Origin of the sequence: Nocardia macrotermitis (genome assembly GCF_009604405.1) — a bacterium.
In the GTDB taxonomy this organism is placed as follows: Bacteria; Actinomycetota; Actinomycetes; order Mycobacteriales; family Mycobacteriaceae; genus Nocardia; species Nocardia macrotermitis.
The window spans coordinates 107692-127226 of the sequence record NZ_WEGK01000006.1; the positions used below are offsets into that span (position 1 = coordinate 107692).

The 19535-nt window shown below is 66.7% G+C and carries 19 protein-coding genes and 1 tRNA gene; 10 read left to right on the forward strand and 10 right to left on the reverse strand.

Features of this window, described 5'->3' with window-relative positions; genetic code table 11:
- The first annotated feature begins 290 nt into the window (after positions 1-290).
- The 6 genes from NRB20_RS16025 (at position 291) to NRB20_RS38140 (ending at position 6280) form a co-directional block, all read left to right on the forward strand.
- A complete protein-coding gene (locus NRB20_RS16025) occupies positions 291-803 on the forward strand; it encodes a DUF4365 domain-containing protein (protein ID WP_319944980.1) in 513 nt (170 codons plus the stop codon).
- Between the two features lie 9 nt (positions 804-812).
- Entirely contained in the window at positions 813-1886 is a 1074-nt protein-coding gene (locus NRB20_RS16030) for a hypothetical protein (RefSeq protein WP_153410938.1), read from the forward strand.
- A 15-nt stretch (positions 1887-1901) separates the two neighbouring features.
- On the forward strand, positions 1902-2510 hold the full coding sequence (locus tag NRB20_RS16035) for a hypothetical protein (protein WP_153410939.1): 609 nt from the start codon (positions 1902-1904) through the stop codon (positions 2508-2510).
- Entirely contained in the window at positions 2507-5665 is a 3159-nt protein-coding gene (locus NRB20_RS16040; RefSeq protein WP_153410940.1) for an ATP-binding protein, read from the forward strand. The genes NRB20_RS16035 and NRB20_RS16040 overlap by 4 nt, the downstream gene beginning before the upstream one ends.
- A gap of 143 nt (positions 5666-5808) precedes the next feature.
- Positions 5809-6123, forward strand: coding sequence for an SDR family oxidoreductase (locus tag NRB20_RS38135; protein WP_227833571.1), 315 nt, complete (start codon positions 5809-5811; stop codon positions 6121-6123).
- Positions 6071-6280 (forward strand): SDR family oxidoreductase, encoded by a 210-nt coding sequence (locus NRB20_RS38140; protein WP_319944981.1) that lies wholly within the window; start codon positions 6071-6073, stop codon positions 6278-6280. The genes NRB20_RS38135 and NRB20_RS38140 overlap by 53 nt, the downstream gene beginning before the upstream one ends.
- 96 nt (positions 6281-6376) lie before the next feature.
- On the opposite strand, the gene NRB20_RS16050 is transcribed toward NRB20_RS38140, so the two are convergent.
- The 4 genes from NRB20_RS16050 to NRB20_RS16065 form a co-directional block, all read right to left on the reverse strand.
- Positions 6377-7846, reverse strand: coding sequence for a sensor histidine kinase (locus NRB20_RS16050; protein ID WP_153410941.1), 1470 nt, complete (start codon positions 7844-7846; stop codon positions 6377-6379).
- Positions 7847-7866: 20 nt separating this feature from the next.
- Positions 7867-8580 (reverse strand): response regulator transcription factor, encoded by a 714-nt coding sequence (locus tag NRB20_RS16055; protein ID WP_319944982.1) that lies wholly within the window; start codon positions 8578-8580, stop codon positions 7867-7869.
- Between the two features lie 164 nt (positions 8581-8744).
- Positions 8745-8927 (reverse strand): hypothetical protein, encoded by a 183-nt coding sequence (locus tag NRB20_RS16060; protein WP_153410943.1) that lies wholly within the window; start codon positions 8925-8927, stop codon positions 8745-8747.
- Positions 8928-9380: 453 nt separating this feature from the next.
- Positions 9381-9851 (reverse strand): SDR family oxidoreductase, encoded by a 471-nt coding sequence (locus NRB20_RS16065; RefSeq protein WP_153410944.1) that lies wholly within the window; start codon positions 9849-9851, stop codon positions 9381-9383.
- 72 nt (positions 9852-9923) lie between these two features.
- Here NRB20_RS16065 and NRB20_RS39585 point away from each other — a divergent pair, with 72 nt between their 5' ends.
- The gene (locus NRB20_RS39585) at positions 9924-10067 is read left to right on the forward strand and encodes a cutinase family protein (RefSeq protein WP_227833590.1); all 144 of its coding nucleotides are present in this window, start codon (positions 9924-9926) and stop codon (positions 10065-10067) included.
- A gap of 112 nt (positions 10068-10179) precedes the next feature.
- On the opposite strand, the gene NRB20_RS16075 is transcribed toward NRB20_RS39585, so the two are convergent.
- Entirely contained in the window at positions 10180-11010 is an 831-nt protein-coding gene (locus tag NRB20_RS16075) for an HpcH/HpaI aldolase/citrate lyase family protein (RefSeq protein WP_153410946.1), read from the reverse strand.
- A gap of 191 nt (positions 11011-11201) precedes the next feature.
- Between NRB20_RS16075 and NRB20_RS16080 the strand changes: the two genes are divergently transcribed.
- Positions 11202-11855 carry a GntR family transcriptional regulator gene (locus NRB20_RS16080; RefSeq protein WP_153410947.1) on the forward strand — a complete coding sequence of 218 codons (654 nt, stop codon included), beginning with the start codon at positions 11202-11204 and terminating at the stop codon, positions 11853-11855.
- A 21-nt stretch (positions 11856-11876) separates the two neighbouring features.
- Here NRB20_RS16080 and NRB20_RS16085 read toward each other — a convergent pair.
- The 4 genes from NRB20_RS16085 to NRB20_RS16100 form a co-directional block, all read right to left on the reverse strand.
- Positions 11877-11963, reverse strand: a tRNA-Ser gene (locus tag NRB20_RS16085).
- Between the two features lie 175 nt (positions 11964-12138).
- Complete coding sequence (locus tag NRB20_RS16090) at positions 12139-12642, reverse strand: nucleoside deaminase (RefSeq protein ID WP_319944983.1); 504 nt, start codon at positions 12640-12642, stop codon at positions 12139-12141.
- On the reverse strand, positions 12639-13991 hold the full coding sequence (locus NRB20_RS16095; RefSeq protein ID WP_153410948.1) for an amidohydrolase family protein: 1353 nt from the start codon (positions 13989-13991) through the stop codon (positions 12639-12641). Before NRB20_RS16095 ends, NRB20_RS16090 begins: the two co-directional genes overlap by 4 nt.
- Entirely contained in the window at positions 13988-15343 is a 1356-nt protein-coding gene (locus tag NRB20_RS16100) for a purine-cytosine permease family protein (RefSeq protein ID WP_153410949.1), read from the reverse strand. The genes NRB20_RS16095 and NRB20_RS16100 overlap by 4 nt, the downstream gene beginning before the upstream one ends.
- Before the next feature lie 144 nt (positions 15344-15487).
- Here NRB20_RS16100 and NRB20_RS16105 point away from each other — a divergent pair, with 144 nt between their 5' ends.
- On the forward strand, positions 15488-17116 hold the full coding sequence (locus tag NRB20_RS16105; protein ID WP_153410950.1) for a PucR family transcriptional regulator: 1629 nt from the start codon (positions 15488-15490) through the stop codon (positions 17114-17116).
- 23 nt (positions 17117-17139) lie between these two features.
- On the opposite strand, the gene NRB20_RS16110 is transcribed toward NRB20_RS16105, so the two are convergent.
- A complete protein-coding gene (locus tag NRB20_RS16110) occupies positions 17140-18060 on the reverse strand; it encodes a LysR family transcriptional regulator (protein WP_319944984.1) in 921 nt (306 codons plus the stop codon).
- Positions 18061-18171: 111 nt separating this feature from the next.
- Between NRB20_RS16110 and NRB20_RS16115 the strand changes: the two genes are divergently transcribed.
- Positions 18172-19353 (forward strand): NAD(P)/FAD-dependent oxidoreductase, encoded by a 1182-nt coding sequence (locus tag NRB20_RS16115; RefSeq protein WP_153410951.1) that lies wholly within the window; start codon positions 18172-18174, stop codon positions 19351-19353.
- The last annotated feature ends 182 nt before the right edge of the window (positions 19354-19535 follow it).

Here is a 19535-nt window from a genome sequence, read left to right on the forward strand (position 1 = left end):
CGGCACGGAGACGTAACGCGCGCCGGTCCGGTTCGAGACGCGATAGGGATTCGAACCGGGTTGGCGCGCAGGTAATTCGGTGATCGCGGGGGATTCGGCGGAGTTCCGGTTGGTTTGTTTCCCACGCCGCCCCCGGATAACTAGTTTGCTGAAACATGTTCTAGATCAATGGATCTCGAGAATTTCGGCGGCGGCGGGAACATGTCGAAAACGCGGCCTCGGCGGCGATCTCGTCGGTAGAGTGCGGGAGCGTACGGCGGGTCGATCGTTTCGTGTTCCAAGGGGGGCCGGTGCTCGATCAGAACAATCATCAGGGCAAGTTCGGTGCGGACTACGTCCGCGTTCTGGCGTCCGCGGCCGGATTGCTGTGGTCGCAGGACGACCTCGATTTCGACACCGTCGATCTGTGCCTGAAGGTGCCGGGGCGCACTCCGCGCGGTTTCTCGCCGCGAATCGATGTGCAGGTCAAGACCGTTCGCAGACTCGACGTCAGCGGTGGTGCGATTCACTACGGCCGGCTCAATCACGCCCAGTTCAACAATCTGGCCGGTACCGACTTCGTGGTGCCGCGCTACCTGTTCGTCGTGCACGTCCCGCCGAGCACCGCCCGGTACGCCGATCTGAGCACCTACGGACTGCTGCTGCGGCACATCGGCTACTACGTATCGCTGAGCGATCGGCAGCCCATGCCGGTCCCCGATCCGAACCGGCACGTCGGGGTGAAGATCCCGCTGACCAACGTGCTGACCGCGAACAGCCTGCGGCGCTTGGTGACCGGCAATGTCGTCTTCCCCGTCGGATAGGCCGCGCCGGTGACCACGCCTCCCCGCATCGACCATGTGACCGCCTATCTGGCCGCCCGCGGCTGGACCGTGAGCGGCCGCTGGCGCGGCGCCGACATCTGGAGTCGGAGCGAGTTCGACGTCCTGGTCCCCGCGACCGACGCGGTGGGCGATGTCGTATCGCGGTTGCGTGAGCTCGTCTCGTGCGTCGCCGACGCCGAGGGGCTCGCACCCGAGCTGATCTGGCGTGAGATGACCACGCCCGCAGTCGATGTCGTGTCCTACCGCACGCACGATGCGATCGAGGCGCTCACCCTGCCGGCCGGTGCGGCCGCGATCGGGGCGGTATCGGAGCTGATCGCGACGACTGCCGGAGAAGCACTGGGGGACAACCGAACCGGCGTCCGGCGCAGGTCCGATGCCGTGCGACTGCTGCTGGACCGGTCGTTGCTGTCGCTGACCGAAGATACCTTCGGGCTCGAGGTGCGGCTCCCGTACGACGACGATCCGGAGCCGCTCGGACGTCGCACGGCGCTGCGGATGCTGCACAGCTCGCGTACGGTGCTGTACGCGGTGAACTCGTCCGAGGTGGACGCGTTCGAACACGTTGCCCGAGAAGGTGTTTCCGGCGCGGTCTGCCGTGCCCTCGCCCTCCTGGCGGGTCCCGATCGTGAGGCGCCGTTCGACCTGGGATTCCGCTGGTCGCCGCTCCAGCCCCTGGACGACGTGGCCGTGCACTTCCCACCCGGTGCCGGTACCCGTATCGCGACGATCGGCCGTCGGGAGGAACCAGCGCCCGATACGACCTCCGGAGGCGTCGAGGGCCTGGTGACCGGCCTGTCCCATGACGCGGACGGCGCCAACGGGTGGCGCATCGAGGTGCGCGGCATCGTACGTGCGGACGGCGACCCGATCGGGGAAGCGCGACAGTCCGTGACGGTCCTGCTGCGCACCGCCGACGAGTACGCGACCGCATTGGCCGCGCATCGCGACGGCCGTGTCGTGCGGGCCGTCGGCGAACTCGTCCGGAACCGGAGAAGACCCGAAATCCACAGTGCGGAACAGGGATTCACCCTTTCCGACCAGATCCGACCGGAAACGTGACAGAACGGAAATACTATGTGCGATGACCAGTTGACCTTGCGGGAGCGCTGCATCCTGCTCGTGTTGATGGCGGAGGCCCGCGAGCTCAGCAATGCCGAGTTGTACGCGCGAGCCGGAGTGAAGCTGGACGGCGAATCCCGGCGTCGCCTCAACGAATTCGGGCTGGTGGAGAGCAACAAGGTGAACCGCGCGTATGTGCACGAACTCACCGAGCGCGGCACCCGGTGGTGCGCCACCGAGCTGTCCGGTACCCGGCCCGCCCGCTCCGGAAGTACCGGTGGCGCACTGTATTCGGTGCTGGCGGGGCTGGGGCGCCATCTCGACGAGACCAAACGCTCACTCCTGGACATCTTCCGTGCGGATGTCGTCGGACAGGTCGAGGCGGCCTACGCCCAATTGAGCCGGGGCAGCGGAAAACCGGTGCGCCTCACCGCACTTCGGGATCGGCTCGACGGCATCCCCAAGCGGGAGATCGATCGCGCACTGGACAAACTGGCCCGCCGCGAGGACGTCAACGTGCGCGCCGAAGCCGATCAGAAGACGCTCACCGACCGCGATCGTGAGGCCGCCGTGGTCCTCGGCGGTACCGCCAGACATCTGCTGAGCATCGAGGCGCCACGATGAACGATGAACAGCGCCAGGCACTTTCGGCGATCCAGTTCAGCAGTGTGCTCGGCACCGAGGGGATCTGGAGCCCGCTGAGCCATCATGTGGACGGTCTGCATCCACGGGTGGTCGCGGAGATCGAGAGTGCGGTGCGCACGGCGAAGAATCGGCCGCGCAGTCAGCCGGTCGGACTGGTGCTCCAGGGTGAACGCGGTGTCGGCAAGACCCATATGCTCGGCTGGCTGCGGCAGCACACGCAGGAGCAGGGCGGCTCGTTCTTCATGCCCAAACTGATCGTCGGCGGTTCGTTCTGGGCGGGCGCGGTGCACGGCATCGTCAATCAGCTGCGCGGGGCCGGGGATCAGCAGCTGGGCCGCATGATCGATGTGCTCGGTGAGCAGACCGGATGCGATAACGAGCTGCGCGTCCGGCTGCGAGGCATGCCGCCGGTGGACCGCCGGAATCTCGACGAATTCGTCGAGCGCGTGCGGCAGTTCGACGAGTTTTCGATGCGCGATTACGACGACACACTGCGAGCCCTGGTGCTCTACCAATCCGGGGATCGCGACCTGCGCGAGATCGGACAGTCCTTCCTGTCGTGGGAGGAGGGCATCGAGGATGTGGTCAAGGCGCGCTGGGGTTTTCGCGCCCGGTACCGCAAACCGCAACTCATCTTCAACGACCTGTCCGCGCTGTTCGCGCTCACCGGTCCGATGGTGCTCGCCATCGATCAGGTGGACACCGTGATCACGCAGTCGGGGCGGACCGACGAGGCGCGGTTGGCCGACGATCTCGCGGGCGGGCTGATGGCCATGCGCGAGGAGACCGTCCGGACCATCGTCGTAGCCGCCTGTATCCCCAAGTCGTGGGAGTTGATCGAGCAGCGCGCGGTGAATTCCGCGGCCGACCGATTCCGGGTGCTGGAGCTGCGGACTGCCATGCCGAGTACCGAGGTGGCGCGAACCCTGGTCGAACGTCATCTGGCGGAGCAGTACGAGGAGATCGGGTTCGAACCGGAGTATCCCTCGTGGCCGGTGGCGCCGACGGCGTTCGCGGACGACAGCGTCGCACACTACACGCCACGACAGCTGCTCAAGCAGGTCACCGAGCATGTGCGCAGATGTCTGGACCTCGATACGGTCACCGAGCTCGAGCATTTCGGCGAGACCGTCGACGCCGCTCCGGCGCCGCTCCTGCCCGCGCATGAAATGCGCGGTTTCGACGCCGAATTCGAGCGGTTGCGGGCGGCGGCGGATGTGACCGCGCCCCTGGACCCCGCGACCGAGGACGAGCGCATGGTCGCGGTGCTGAACGCCGCGCTGCATTGCTACGTGCTGGAACAGGGCGAGGAGGTGCTGAATCTGACGCTCGATCGGCGTACCCAGGTGCAGCCCGCGCTGCATGCCAGGTTGCGGCGGACGTTGGACGAGGCGAGTGAGGACGAGGAGCACTGGAGCTTTCGCGCCATCGGGCACACCAATGCGCGGGCCGTGCTCACGCGGTTGCGGTCGGCATGTCTGGAGGCGGGGGTCGAGCCGGGGCTGCAGAAGCGTCATCTGGTGGTGGTGCGGAATCTGCCGTTTTCCGGGGGTGCGGTGACGACTCGGACGTTGGCCGAGTTCGAGGACGCGGGTGGGGTGGCGCTGCCGGTGTGTGAGGACGATCTGCGTACCTACTCGGCGTTGGAGCAGATGGTTGTCAGTGGGCGGGCCGGTTTTTCGAGTTGGCTGCTGGCTCGTCAGCCTGCGGGGCGGTCGCAGTTGTTCAGTAGTTCGGTGGTGGGTAGTGGGTTGATCGAGTCGTCGGCCGAAGCGGTGGCTGTGGCGGACTTCCCGGCCGCGCGGGAATCTGCGGTTGTTGTGGAATCTATCGAGGCTGAATCGCCTGCGGCCGAGGATGATTCGACGGGCGAGAACGTGTCGGGTAACGCGACTGCCGTGCCCGGCCGTGAGGTGCCCTCGGTGTGTCTGGGCCGGACGAACAGCGGACGCGAATTCCGGATTCCGTTGGAACTGTTGCGTAAACACACCGCACTGTTCGCGGGGAGTGGATCCGGCAAGACCGTCCTGCTGCGTCGACTGGTGGAAGAGACTGCGTTGCAAGGAGTTTCATCCATTCTGATCGACAGCAACAACGATCTGGCGCGGATGGGTGATCGGTGGCCGCGTCCGCCGGAGGGCTGGGGCGATGCGGATTCCCAACGCGCCGAACAGTATTTCGCCGAAACCGATGTAGTGGTGTGGACGCCGGGCCGCGAATCGGGACGGCCGATCGCGCTGAATCCGTTGCCCGACTTCGCCGAAGTGGGCGGCGACGCCGACGAATTGCGCAGCGCCGTCGATGCCGCGGTGGCGGGTCTGATGCCGAAGACCAGACTGCCGCGAGGTCAGCAGAACAGAGGTGCGGCCGTTCTCACCGAGGCGCTCACGCATTTCGCCGACGAGGGCGGTAGCGAGCTGGACGATTTCGTGGATCTGCTCTCGGATCTGTCGCCGGAGGTGAGCACCATCCGGCGCGCACCGCAACTGGCCGCGACCATGGCCGACGAACTACGCGCGGCCATGATCACCGACCCGGTGTTCCGGGGTGCCGGTAACCGCCTGAGCCCCGGTGACCTGCTCGCGCCGCCGCCGGGTAAACGCGCCCGGGTGTCGGTGATCAGTGGTATCGGCCTCACGGACGGCCAGCTCGAAACCTTCGTCAACCAGCTGAACCTGGCCCTCTACGCCTGGATCAAACAGCACCCGTCCCTGGATCGCCCGGTGGGTTCGCTGCTGGTACTGGACGAGGCGCAGACATTCGTCCCCGCTCAACGCCCTGCGGTGTCGAAGGAGAGCACCCTCAGACTCGCCACCCAGGCCCGCAAATACGGCATGGGCCTGGTCTACGCCACCCAGGCCCCGAAATCCCTGCACAACGTCGCGAGCGGCAACACCGCCACCCAGTTCTACGGCAGATTGGGCGCCGCGGTACAGATCCGAACCGTGGAAGAACTGGCCCGAGCCCGCGGCAGCCAGATCGACGACCTCCTCAAACTGAACGCCGGCCAGTTCTACGGCGCCACCGAAGGCACCGCCTTCACCAAACTCCGAACCCCCATGTGCCTCACCCACCACGCCAACAGCGCCCTGACCGAAGGCGAGGTCCTCGACCGAGCCCGCAAAACCCGCTGACCCACCACCAGAGCTATTGGGGAACAGCGGTTTCGACAATCCCAGCCGGATATCCGGGCTAGTGTCGACGGCGTGACCTCTACAGGGAAGACGGCGTTGGTCACCGGCGGTTCGCGGGGATCGGACGGGCGATCGTACAACGCTTGGCGGCGGACGGGGCGCGGGTGGTGTTCAGTTATCGCGAGGGCGAGGGCGGGGCTCGCGAGCTGGCCGAGGAGGTGGGCGGGGTTGCGGTGCGGGCGGATCAGAGGGATCTGTCGACCATTGATGCGCTGCTCGAATCGGTCGGTCCGCGGCTGGACATCCTGGTGAACAATGCCGCCATCAATTCGGTGGTTCCCTTGGCGGCCGTCACTGCCGAGGAGTTCGATCGCGGCTCGAGAACTCGGTGGACGGGGCATCACCGTGAACACCATCTCCCCAGGTCCGACCGATACCGACCTTCTCCGCACCAGTAATCCACCCGAAGCAATCGGTCAACTTCCATCCCTGACGGCCCTCCGCCGCCTCGGCACTACTGCTGATATTGCCGCGGCGGTAGCTCTCCTAGTAGCCCCTGACGCCGGTTGGATCACCGGCCAGAACATCCGTGCCACAGGCGGCTTCGTCCTGTAGCGCAATCGAATCCGGACGGTGGTCGATGGGCAGGCTGCGTTGGAAGCGCCGCGATCGGTAAGCGCACTGCGGAGCAACTGTGCTGGTCGGGTGGGTTCAGTCGTCGGTGGGGAGGGGGTGGAACTGGATGTGGAAGGTTGCGCCGTGGGGTGGGTTGGGGGAGAGGTGGATTCGGGCGTTGTGGGCGGTGAGGATGGCGGTGACGATGGCCAGGCCTAGGCCGGAGCCGCCGTGGGGGGTGCGGGTTAGGCGGGCGAAGCGGTCGAAGACGTGGTGGGCGCGGTCCGGGGGGATGCCGGGGCCGTTGTCGCGGACTTCTATGGTGGGGAAAAGGGTTGGGGTGGAGGGGGATTCGTCTGCGCCGGCGGAGGCGACGGTGTTGGGTGGGGGTGCGGATGCGTCGGCTACGGTGATGTCCACGGTGGCTGTGGCGGGGGTGTGGATGACGGCGTTGTTGACCAGGTTGGTGATCACCTGGCGTAGGCGGTGTTCGTCGCCGAGGGTGCGTTGGGGGCGGGGCGAGATGTGCAGGCGCAGAACGCGTTCCGGGTAACGGATGCGGGCGTCCTGGACGACCTCGGTGGTGAGAGCGATCAGATCGACCACCGTCAGATCCAGCGGTCGTTGTTCGTCGAATCTGGCCAGTAGCAACAGATCCTCGACCAGTACGCCCATTCGTCCGGCCTCGCCCTCGATCCGGCTCATCATACGGCGCACGTCGTCCTCGGATTCGGCCCCGCCGTGCCGGTACAGCTCGGCGTAGCCGCGAATGGAGGTCAGCGGGGTGCGCAGTTCGTGCGACGCGTCCGCGACGAAGGTCCGCAGCCGCGCCTCGGAGTCCTCGAGCCGCCGCATCGTGGTGGACAACCGCACCAGCATCACGTTGAACGCCCGCCCGAGCCGCCCCACCTCGGTGCGCGGATCGGCATCGTCGACCCGGCGGTCGATATCGCCGTCCGCGATCGCCTGCGCGGTATGTTCCACCCGGTTCAACGGTGCCAGTCCGCGGCGCACCAGCAGCGCCGAGATGATCCCGAGGAAGACGAGAAGTGCTGCGCCGACGGCGATTTCGATATTCCGGAGCTGTTCGATGGTGCTGTAGTAGGTGTCCAGCGGCATCGCTATCGCCGCGGTGCCGCCCTCCGGCTCGTAGCGATCGGGCGGCTGCACCACCACGGTCACCCGCCACTGCGTGGATCCGTCGCGCTCGCCCACGGTGAACGGCGCCCGGCCGTGCGCGCCGACCGACGCCGAATTCATCGGCGGCAGTAGCAGAGTCGAATGCCAGACGCCGACCTGGCCGACCAGGGCGCCGTCGGGTTCGAAGAAGATCATCCGCGCGGTCAGCGGATACGCCGGATCGGTGTAGTTGGTCGCGGCGCTCGGTGGCGGGGGCGGCGGCGGACGGTTCACCGACGTCAAAGCGTCTGCGACACGGTCGATCTGGTCGTCGGTGCGAGCCAGCAGCGAATGCTCGAGCAGGACCACGCTCGAGGTCGCGAACGCGGCCAGACCGACCGTGGTGATGGTCAGCACAGTGAGCAGCAGCCGGGTGCGCAGCGTCAACCTGCGCCTGCCGAGGGCGATCAACTCGTCCGGCTCGATCCGCGCAGCACGTACCCGACACCGCGCGTGGTGTGCAGCAGCGGCACGCCCTCGGCGTCGATCTTCTGCCGCAGCCGGCTGATGAAGGTCTCCACCACCCGGCTGCTGCGCCGCTCGCCGCTGCCCCACACGTTCTCCAGGATCTGCTTGCGGCTCAGCACCTTCTCGGCGTTCTCCATCAGATAGCGCAGCAGGTCGAATTCGGTGGGCGACAACGAGATCGGCGTCCGGTCCCGCCACACCCGATGGGCGGCGGCGTCCAGGATCAGGTCGGCGTAGCACAGCCGTGCGAGATCGTTGCCCGGTGACGTGCGGCGCAGGATGGAGCGCAATCGTGCGGCGACTTCTTCGATGCTGAAAGGTTTGCTGACATAGTCGTCACCGCCCACGGTCAAACCCGTTATACGGTCTTCGACGGTATCCCGAGCGGTCAGGAACAGAATCGGCGCATCGCAGCCGACGCCGGGGAGTTGTTGGGCGACGGCGAATCCGTCGATATCGGGTAGCATCACGTCGAGTACGACGATATCCGGGCTGTGCATCGCTGCCATCGCGAGCGCTTCCGCGCCATCTTCGGCCGAATATACTTCGAAGCCGTTCAGTCGCAGTCCGGATCCGAGCAGATCCAGGATATACGGCTCGTCGTCGACCACCAGAACGCTCGCGGTCGTGGCCTCGGGACGATAGTCGTTCACCAGGCCACGATAGCCGCTGTGGCCGATCGGGGCGACAACCGTGACATTCCGGTGATCGAGCCGGGCTCGGGAATCCATCGGTCCGCTGGGGGCGATTGTCGTTGGCCCGGTAGGGCTTCCGGGATCCTGGCAGCCCTACCGGAGTTACGAGATCGCCGGTTCGATCAGCGGTGCGGCGCCGGCGGCGGGCAGGCGGGCTGACCCGGGTGTCCGCAGGTGGGAGCAGGCTTGGGGGCCGGAGCGGGCTGGGCGTTCGCCGAGGCGGCGATGGCCAGGGGCGCGCTCAACACACCGGCGACGGCCGCGGCCGCGACGAAACCGCGAACGGTCTTCCGCTTCGAGGACATAACTGTTCCTTTCTTTCGGTGGACATCGGCATTCGGTATCCGCGTTATCGGGGAATATTCGATTCGCGGATACCTTCGAATTGCCCACTGGAGTCCTGCCGTGTGAACAATTCGATGCCGATTTATTTCTTCGCGGCCGAATCGGGGAATTCTGGCCGGAAGCATCATCTGCTGCTGTGCGACGTTGCGCAAGCAGCGGTCACCCTGTGTGCTTTGTTAGCAATACCGGGCGGAAATTCTTGCGTGTGGCGTGGCCGGTGTGATAATAGTCCGAGCCGAATCGAGGGCCCCTCCCGAACGTCTCCACAAGCCGCCCTCCTCGGTCGATGTCATACGGTGGCACCACTCGAACGCTGCTGAATCTAACTGCTGATTGTCAATATTCCCTGGCAGTTAGCTGTGTTTCACTTCGGTGATGAATCGGCCGTCCGAACGAGCCCGCCGCGCCCGGATTCAGCGCCGGAATCCGCCCTCGGAATTGATGACTTGCCCTGTGATCCAGGCGGATTCGTCGGTGGCCAGCCAGCGGGCGTCCATCGACTCGAGCGGGCCGTCGCCGCCGCTGCGTCCGTGGTTGCAGATCAGAATGTCTATGTGGCCGTGCGCTTTTCGCGCGGCGTCGAACAGTCGATCGGGTGCGTCGGGAATCGCGAGGTCCGAGCCGAGGTGGTGGATTGTGGCGCTCTCGGGCTGTAGTTCGGCGATGTCGTCGGTAATCGCTTGTGGCCCTGCGGGATCCGCTCCCCACGGCTGCTTCGCGTCGTGTGGTGTGTGGTGGTGCAGGAACAGGCTCGCGCCGTAGGCAGCCAGGTGGCGGGCGATCGCGTAGCCGATCCCCTGGCGTCGGCTCACGCCGGTGACGACGGCGGTCCTGCCCAGCAGCGGCAGCGGATCACGTTGTGGTGCAGCGGGATCCGGTCTCATCGGTCCTTGTTCTCCAGGATAGTGAGGGCGGCGAGACGGTCGGTGCCCAAGGTTCGTTCCCAGTTGCTCTCGATGGCTCCAGGCTACAGAATTCGCTCGTACTGCGACACGGGCGACCCGTTCTGCGACAGCGGGAAGAACTTTCCCATTCACCTGACCTACCTGTTGCACTATGGGAACGACGCGACCCGGTTCGTCGTCGCGATCGGTGGTTGATCAGGTGTGCGAATGAACTCCGATGTTGTGCAACGCAATGCACCGCGTCAACATCCGGGCGGCCGGATGAGTGACGCGGTGCGCGGCTACTACCAGTTTGCGAGCGAACTTCTCAGGCCCGCGCGAAGATGCCGGTCATATGGTTGATCCGGTGTGCGCGAGCGAGTTTGGGCAGATCGCTGCCGTCGGCGACGTGCTCGCCCGCGGGGCCGAGACGATCGATCGTCTCCGCTGCCCAGGCGACCTCGTCGGGTTGCGGGCTCAGGGCGAGGTTGACCGTCGCGGTGTCGCGGGCGTGCATGCAGAGTTTGCCGCTCATCCCCATCGACTTCGTCACGGCCAGTTCGGCGGGCAGATCCGCCGGGCCGGTCACGCACGGTCCATCGATCGGGCCCGCGATGTCGGCGGCCCGGCTGGCGACGACCAGGCGGCTGCGCGCGTAGGCCAGCGCATCCGCGCCGACATTGGTGTCCCGGCGGAAATCGCCTGTGCCGAAAGCCAATCGGATGGTCGCCTCGGCCGAGGCGATATCGAAGGCGAACTCGATACCCCGCGCCGATTCGACCAGGGCGAGCACCGGAAGGCCGGGCAGTTCGTCGGCGGTGCGGTCGACCTGATGTCCGGATTCGGTCTTGGCGAGCATCACCCCGCGCAGCCCCGGCAGCCCGCGCAGGGCCGCGAGGTCGATGGCCCAGTCGGGGGTGGTGATGTTGTTGATCCGCACCCAGCCGATATGGCCGGTCGAGAGGTACTCGGTAACACGTTCGCGGGCAACGGCTTTCGCGGACGGGATGACGCCGTCCTCGAGGTCGAAGATGACGGCGTCGGCGGCCGAGTGTGTGGCGTCGTCGAACCGGTCCGGGCGCGAACCCGGGACCAGCAGCCAGGAGCGGGCGTGGATCGCCGGGACCGGGAGAGTCTGCGGCGCGGTCGTACGGGTCATTCGGTTTTCTTTCCACTCGGCGCTCAGCTGTCCCGCTGCGCGGATTCGATTCGGTACGCCAACCGCATCGAACGGTACACCACATCCAATATATTGGATGTGGACAGGGTCACTCTGTGCCGTATGTACCCCGGGGGTTTGCCGGACGTACAGTATCCAATATGTTGGGTGACCGCGTGGAGCGACGACGCATGAGCGATGTGGCGTTCGATCGGATCTGCGATGCGATCGTCACCGGGCAGCTCGCCCCCGGTTCGAAGGTCCGCGACAGCGATCTCGCGGATCAGCTGGGCCTGAGCCGGACTCCGGTGCGCGAGGCCCTCGCCCGCCTGATCGATACCGGTCTGGTAGAGGCCAAACCCGCCGCCTTCACCCGGATCACGCCACTACACCGCGCCGATGTCGAGGCGACGCTGGCCGTGCTCGAGGTCCTGGACCAGCTGGCCGTCCGCACCGGAGTCCCCAACCTGACCCCCGACATGATCGCCCTCATGCGCACGGCCAATGACGATCTGGCACAAGCGATCCGGGCCGACGACATCGCCGCCGCCCTGGCCGCCGACGACATCCTGCACGGCGTCATCGTCGATGCCGCCGCCAACCCCCTCCTCAAACGCCTCATCCAACAGGTCCACCCCCAGATCCACCGCATCTACTACCGCAAATTCTCCAGCCTCCGAGGCTGGCAGGACGCCCTCGAACACCACGACAACCTCATCGACCTCTGCGCCGCCGGCGACAGCACCGCCGCCGCCGAAATCTCCTCCCAACACCGCCGCTTCCTGGGCGGCCTCATCGGCGAACTCTTCGACATCGAGGACAACGCCGCGGCCCCGTCGCAGTGACGAACCGGCCGCGTTTTCATATGGCGGAGGGTGCGAGATTCGAACTCGCACAGGCTGTTCGCCCGACGGCTCAGCAAGCCGCTGCCTTACCGATTCGGTCAACCCTCCCGGACCCGCGATTACGCGCGACCAGCACCGACCCGTTCGCCGAGGCGGTCGCACTGTGGATCGGCCTGCACGGCCTAGCCCACCAGCGGCTGGTCTCGCCCCGCTTGCCCTGGCCGCCGGGCATCGAGGACCGCGTCATCCTCCCCCTGACACACCTCGTCGAGCAGTGACCCGACTACCAGAATCCGACGTGCACGTCCGCGGCCTCATCCTCGAGCATCGGCCCATGCACCTCGACAACCCGCTGCCCCCGCGCGAAAACCTCACGACAAGGCAGCGCGAAGGTCGGATTCTCCGGATTGTCACCGGTGAGACCGAGAAGTTTCTCCTCGGACAACGCGTAGACGACCCGCCCGATACCGGTCCAATAGATCGCCCCCGCGCACATCACACACGGTTCGGCACTGGTGTACAGCGTGGCGCGCGCGAGTTGCGCGGCGGTGAGCTTCGAGGTGGCTTCGGCGGCGGCGGTCAACTCCGCGTGCTGCGTGGGATCCCCCTCCGGCGGCATCGAGTTGTTGCCGCGCCGCGCCACGACGACGCCGTTCTCATCCGCGACGACGGCCCCGAACGGATGCCGCCCACGCTCCCGCGACGCATACGATTCGGCGATCGCTTCGCGCAGCAGCTCGAGTTCCGATGCGGTAATTGCTTGTGCATCAGGTATTTTCGTGTTCACTGGTGACTTCCTGTAGTTAGGGCGGCGCGACGGGCGAAGAGCTCCTCCGCCGCGTGCTGCGCCCGGACACGTACGGCTTCGGTATCGACGGTGATCGCCTTCCCGCCGTCGACGACCAGTCGGCCCTCGACGTACACCTTCCGCACATCGGCGGCCGATGCGGAAAAGACCAGGTGCGCAACGGCATTGAAATTCTCGCCGCGCAACAGCGGGGTCGTGTGCAGCGTCCGCAGATCCACCAGCACGATATCGGCCTGCTTCCCGGGCGCCAACGACCCGGTCTCGCGATCGAGGCCCAGTGTGCGTGCGCCGTCGAGAGTGGCCATGGTGAGGATGTCCCACGGATCACCGCTCGTCGGATCCAGGGTGCTGACCTTCTGTAGCAGCGAGGCGACTTTCATCTCCTCGAGCATGTCCAGGTTGTTGTTCTCCTTCTCGCCGTCGCTGCCGAGACCGACGGCGATTCCCTTGTCCCGCATGGTGATTACCGGCGCGCTTCCCGAGGACAACTTCATATTCGAACACGGACAGTGCGCCACGCCGGTCCCGGTCTGTGCGAGTATCTCCATTTCGCGGTCGTCTACCCAAACGCAGTGCGCCACAACGGTTCGCTCGCCGAGGATGCCGCGATGGAAGAACTCCTCGATCGGCCGCCGACCGAACCGGCGCAGCGATTCCTGTACCTCCCAGATGGTTTCGGAGGAGTGTGTGTGCAGACCGGTGTCGAACTCCCGCGCGAGGTTGGCCGCTGCGGTGAAAGCCTCTGGGCTGCAATAGAACAGATGCTCGAGCCCGACCCAGGATCGCACCCGCCCACCCGCGAAGCTCCGATAATTCTCCAGCAGTGCGCGATTGCTCTCCAGGGTTTCGAAGTAGTCGTAACCGGGCAGATCCGCGACATACGGCACCAGGGTGGCTCGCAGGCCGACCTGCTCGGCGGCACGCGCGGAACCCTCCATGTACCGCCACATGTCCATGACCGAGGTGGTGCCGCCCTGCAACGCCTCGGTGTAGCACAGCAGCGACGCCGTCTCGGCGATCTCCGGTGTCAGTGCGCGGTGCGCCGGATCGACGTAGTCGCGCAACCAATCCCACAGCGACTTCGATTCCGCTGTGCCACGCAACAATCCGGAATGCAGGTGGCAATTGTGCAGGCCGGGAATGACGGCATGCCCGGTGGCGTCGACCACCACTGCGTCGTGCGCGGCCGCGTCGAGCTGTGCCACGGTGCCGATCGCGGCGATGCGGCCGTGCTCGAGTAGTACCGAGCCCGGATCGAGTACGGTCCGGTCACCGGCGCAGGGGATGACGATGCCGTTGCGGATCAGGGTGCGTGGTGGCGTGGTCATGCGCGGGCCTTCCGGGAAATGACGGCGTAGGCGAAAACTGCTACAGCGCAACCGATCACATGCCCGAAGCCGCTGACGGTGGGGTAGGCGTGCGCGATCGGTCCGGTGTACAGGGTCTGGCTCATGAACGGGATCGACGCGATGACTCCGAGCAGTGTGGCCGGTAGGCCCGGACCGAAACGACGTCGGCGATCGGCCAGTTGGGCGGGTGTCGGCGCCACGTCGCGGTCGAATCGGAACAACGCGGCGACGGTGACCGTGGCCCACGGCGCGAGCCAATAACTGGTGATCAGCAGGAAGTTCTGGAAGGTGTCGGTGAAACTGTGCTGTCCGGCCCACCAGGCCAACACCGAGCCGATGGCGCAGACGACCACGACCGACACCCAGCGCGGAATCCGCACCCCGGCGGCCAGCGCCGCCATCGACCCCGAGTACAGATCGATCACGGTCGAGGACAGTGTCGAGAGCAGCAGCGCGACCAGCACGATCCGGCCCAGTGTCGGCGGAAGTAGTTGGCTCACCATCGAACTCGGATCGGTCACCGCCGCCGCGGTGCCCAGCGCCGCGCCCAGACCACCGATCCAGATGCCGGCCAGCGTCGAACCTCCCGTCGCGGCCGCGAACACCCGCCGCGGACTCGTCCCGGCGGGTAGGTATCGGGTGTAGTCGCACGCGTACGCGGACCAGCCGAGCCCGCGCGCGGCCGTCACCGACACCGCCAGCATGAACGCGCCGATCGTGCCCAGCGAGGGACTCGCGGCCGGTGCGAGGTGGGCCCGGCCGCCGACATAGCAGGTCACGATGGCGAAGACGCAGATCAGCAGCACCGACATGCCCCGTTCCAGCGCGTGGATCATGCGATAACCGATGATCGGGACGATCAACTGCCCGACCACCATGATCGCCAGCGAGGCGGTGAACCCGATGCCGAGCAGGTTGCGCAGGATGAACACACCCAGGATCGTGTCGACGACGTACCAGCCGATACCGCCGATCGCGGTGGACAGCGCGGCGGGCAGATTCCCGAACCAGCCGAATGGTCCCCGGGTCTGAATCAGTTGCGGCAGACCGGTATTCGGGCCGCGCGTGGACAGCAGGCCCACCACCGTGGAGCTGAGCAGGGTGCCCACCGCGATGGCCAGGATCGCGGGTATCAGGCGCAGACCGAAGGCCGCGGTGGTCAGCGCGCCCACCGAGAGCGTCGCGAACTGGGTGTTCGCACCGAACCACAGCGTGAACAACGACCGCGGCCGCCCGTGCCGCAGCGTTGTCGGAATGGGTTCGATGCCGTGGATCTCGATGCCGTACCGGCGGGAGTGGGCGGCCGATGCGACCTCGTCAACGGTGGACATACTGGTGACTCCTACGAACAGCGAGCTGGATCACCGGCGGGTGTCGGAACGTTGCCGGTGATCGGGTGGTAGCTCCAGTCAAGCCTTCAGCCAGCTACTTCGGCAGAATGTGAGTCGACGAACAGTTCGATCCGGGATTCTCCGGTGTTTGTAGAATTCTCCGAACAGCGATACATCGGAATGCACGTCGCCGTAACACGCGAGGGTGCGCCCGAAGACCAGGAAGTGCCGACCATGCTGGTGTCCGACCTACTCGAGTTGCCCGATCTCGAGCTCGAGTTGCTCAACCTGGGCCGCCGCGACCGGGAGGTACGCGGCGTGTACACCACGGATCTGCCGGACCCCGTCGGCTATCTCGCGGGCGGGGAACTGGTGCTCACCAGCGCCACCTGGTATCGCGATGCGGCGGACGCCGAGGTGTTCTGCCGGGCGCTGGCCGGTGCGGGGTGCGCGGGACTGGTGGTCGGCAGCGCGGTACACGGGCGGGTCCCCGAACCGGTCCTGGATGCCTGTCGCCGACAGGGGATCACGGCGTTCACCGTCGGCGACGGCGTCTCCTACGCCACCATCACCGCGACGATCGACGCGGCCCTGCGCGATGCGACCGGGCCGACGCCGGGTGCGGCGCTGCATCGCGGACTGCTGGCGAGCCTGGCGGCGGGCGAGGGGCCCGCGGGGTTGCTTGCGCCCCTTCGTCTTACGACCGGGATCGGCTGTGCGCTGCTGTCCGCGACGGGCCGGTCGACCACGGGTGCGATCCCCGGCGTCGAATCCGATCGGCTCGACCGCGCGTTTCGAAATGCGTTGGCGGAGTCGGTATTTCCGAGTGTGCAGTCCGTGGGGAACAGCACCGTGTCGATCCATCCGGTGCAGTCGCCGATCGCGCGGCGTCCGTCGGCCGGATATCTCGTGACCGACGGCGATTACCGGGATCGGGAGCCGTGGGTCGTCGACGCGATGGCGCAGGTGTGCATGCTGTGGGCGATGAGTGAGGCGTTGCGGCAGGAACGTCGGATCGTCGAGGAGCGTTTCCTGCGCGAGTCGCTCGCGCATCTCGGCGCCGGTGACGACGCCGCGGTCGGAGCGCGGTTGCGCAGTCTCGGTCTGGATCCGGACCGGCCGATTGTCGCGGTGCTCGCCGCCACCGAAAACACTGCCTACGGTGGGGAATTCGCGGCGGTGCTGCTGGGTGAGCTGGTCCGCGCGGTGCCCGGCACGCCGGAACCGATTGCGGCCGAACCCGGTTACCTGCTCCTGATCCCCGCGGCGCCCGAGCTACCGGGGGAGCGGTTGATCGACCTGGTCCGGCAGGCCGCCGAACGCATGCGCCCACTCGTCGGACGCGGCCGGATCGTGCTCGGTGTCGGCCACGCGGCGACAAGCGTTGCGGCACTCCGCCGTTCGTTGCACGAGGCGCGTCACGCACACCGCGTTGCGGCATTGTCCAAGGACTGGTTCAGCGCCTCGACCAGCGCCGAACTCTCCTCCCATCTGCTCCTGCTCGCCTCGATCCCCGACGACGTCCGAAAGTTGTTCCGCCAGCGCCTGATCGGGCCCGTCGAGGAGTACGACCGCCGACACCGAACGAACCTGGTGGCCACCCTCGCCACATTCCTGGCCGCATCCGGTTCCTGGAGCCGCTGCGCCGCCGAAATGCACCTGCACGTCAACACGCTGCGTTACCGGATCCAACGCATCGAACAGTTGACCGATCACAGTCTCACCGACCCCGACGACCGGGTCGACTTTCACTTGGCCCTGGCCATCGATTGAGCGTCGAGACGGGTGTTGTTGGCTTACAGCTGGATCGGCCCCAGGTCGGCTGCGGTGTGGGACAAGGCTCGGATCAGGGGGTTGTCGGTGGTGGAGGGCCAGACGAGGGCCCACTGGAGTTCAGGGGTGTCGGGCATGGGGAGGAAGGTGATGCCGGGCGGGGTGTTGTAGCGGGCGGCGATTTCGCCCAGGGGATGGATGCATCGGCCGGAGGCGACGAGGGCGAGGAGTTCGTGGAAGGTGCGGGCTACCGGGCCGCGGGGGATGCGGCGGCCCTGCGGGGTGCGGGTGGGGACCATGGCGGCCACCCAGTATTCGGGGGCGTCGGGGCCGAAGTCGACGACGTGGTTGTCGGCCAGGTCTTCCAGGGATGCGGCGCCGCGGTCGGCCAGGGGGTGGTCGGTGGCGACGGCCAGGACGCGGCGGCCGGTGAGGACGGTGGGGCCGACGGTGAGGTCGGGTTCGAAGACTGGGAGCCACAGCACGTTGACGTCGTGTTCCCCGCTGCGCAGCGCGTTGAACGGTTCGGCGCCGTTGACCTCGCCGAAGGTGACGTCGTTGCCCGGATAGCGGGTGCGGAAGGCGTCGATCAGGGGGCGCATCTCATGTCCGGCGTGCCCGAATACGCCGATCTTCAGAGTTTCGCCGACGCCCGGTCCGGCGGCTTCGGCGCGGGCGAGTGCGGCTTGGAGCAGGTCGTGGACCTGTTGCAGGTCCTCCCGCAGGCGGCGGCCGACGGGGGTGAGCCGCACGCGGCGGCTGGTGCGGTCGAACAGTGCGGTGCCGATGCGTCGTTCCTGGGCGCGGATGGCCTGGCTGACGCGGGCCTGGGAGACGTGCAGGCGTTCGGCGGTGCGGCCGAAGTGCAATTCCTCGGCGAGCGTCAGGAAGATCTCGATATCGCGTAGCTCCACGAATAACTCCAGGGTTATCAATCGGTCCACGAAGCTTACGTTGATCAGCTCTCGGCCGACCGCGAAGCTTGATTCATCACCGGGAACACCCCGAACGGCCCCGATGTCCCAGGTAGGCGGCCTGGACCGAAGGAGAAGAACATGAGCAAGCACGAAGTCGTCGTGGTCGGTGGCGGATACGCCGGTGTGATGGCGGCCAATCGCCTGACCCAGCGCGACGACGTGAAGGTGACCGTGATCAACCCGCGCCGGGCCTTCGTCCCGAGGCTGCGGTTGCATCAGCTGGTGGCCGAAACACATGAGGCCACAGTCGATTTCAAGGATATTCTGGCCGACGGTGTCGAGCTGGTGGTCGACAGCGTGACGCGGATCGACGCCGCCGAGCGCACGGTGGTGCTGGCCGGCGGCCGCGGTGTCGGCTACGACCACCTGATCTACGCGGTGGGCAGCGGCAGCGCGACGCCGCAGGTGCCGGGTGCGGCCGAATTCGCTTATCCCATAGCGACTTCGGAGGCGGCGCGGCGATTGCGGTCGGTGCTGCTGGACACCCCCGCGACGGCCGCGGTGACGGTGATCGGCGGCGGCCCGACCGGGGTCGAAACCGCCGCCGAACTCGCCGAGCAGGGGCGGGCGGTCACACTGATCTGCGGTGACGTCCTCGTTCCGTACCTGCACCCGAAGGCGCGGCGCACGGCCCGCAAGAACCTCGCGGGACTGGGGGTGACCGTCATCGAGGGGAATGCCGTCACGGCGGTGACCCGCGAGACCGTGCAGCTCGCCGACGGTCGGACGCTGGCCGGTGACGTCACGATCTGGACCGCGGGTTTCGGCGTGCCGGACCTGGCCGCCCGCAGCGGCCTGAGCACCGACACCGCCGGACGTCTACTCGCCGATGAGACGTTGACCAGCATCGATGACGAACGCATCGTCGCGGCGGGCGACGCCTCGGCGCCGTCGGACGTGCCGTTCCGCATGAGCGCGTACGTCGCGTACTGCCTGGGAGCCCACGCGGCCGACACGGTGCTGCACCGAATCGCAGGCGAACAGCCCACCCCGATCGACCTCGCCTTCCCCGCCATGTGCCTGAGCTTCGGCCGGGCCGCCGCCATCTACCAGCTCGGTCACAAGAACGAGACCGGTATGCGGCTGTACTTCGGCGGGGCCGTGGGGCGAAAGTTGAAGGAAATCGCTTGCGAGGCAGGTATCAAGCACCTCGCGGCCGAGGCCCGCAAGCCCGGCTCGCATCACTGGTTCAAGGACGGCAAGCACCGTCCGGCGCTGCTGCTGGCAAAGCGTGGCGACACGGTTGTTCCGGTCGGTTAGTCCGCCGAAACATGTTGCGCCGCATGGTTTCCGTTGAGCGGGAAGTCAATACCGGCAAGTGCGGAACCTGCGTGGCGGTACGTATGGAACGCCGACGTCCCCATGGCTCCGAGACCGATGCGCGAGACCTCGAGGCCACCGAGTGAAGTGGTTTTCATGGTCATGTAGATATGTACCGAGGG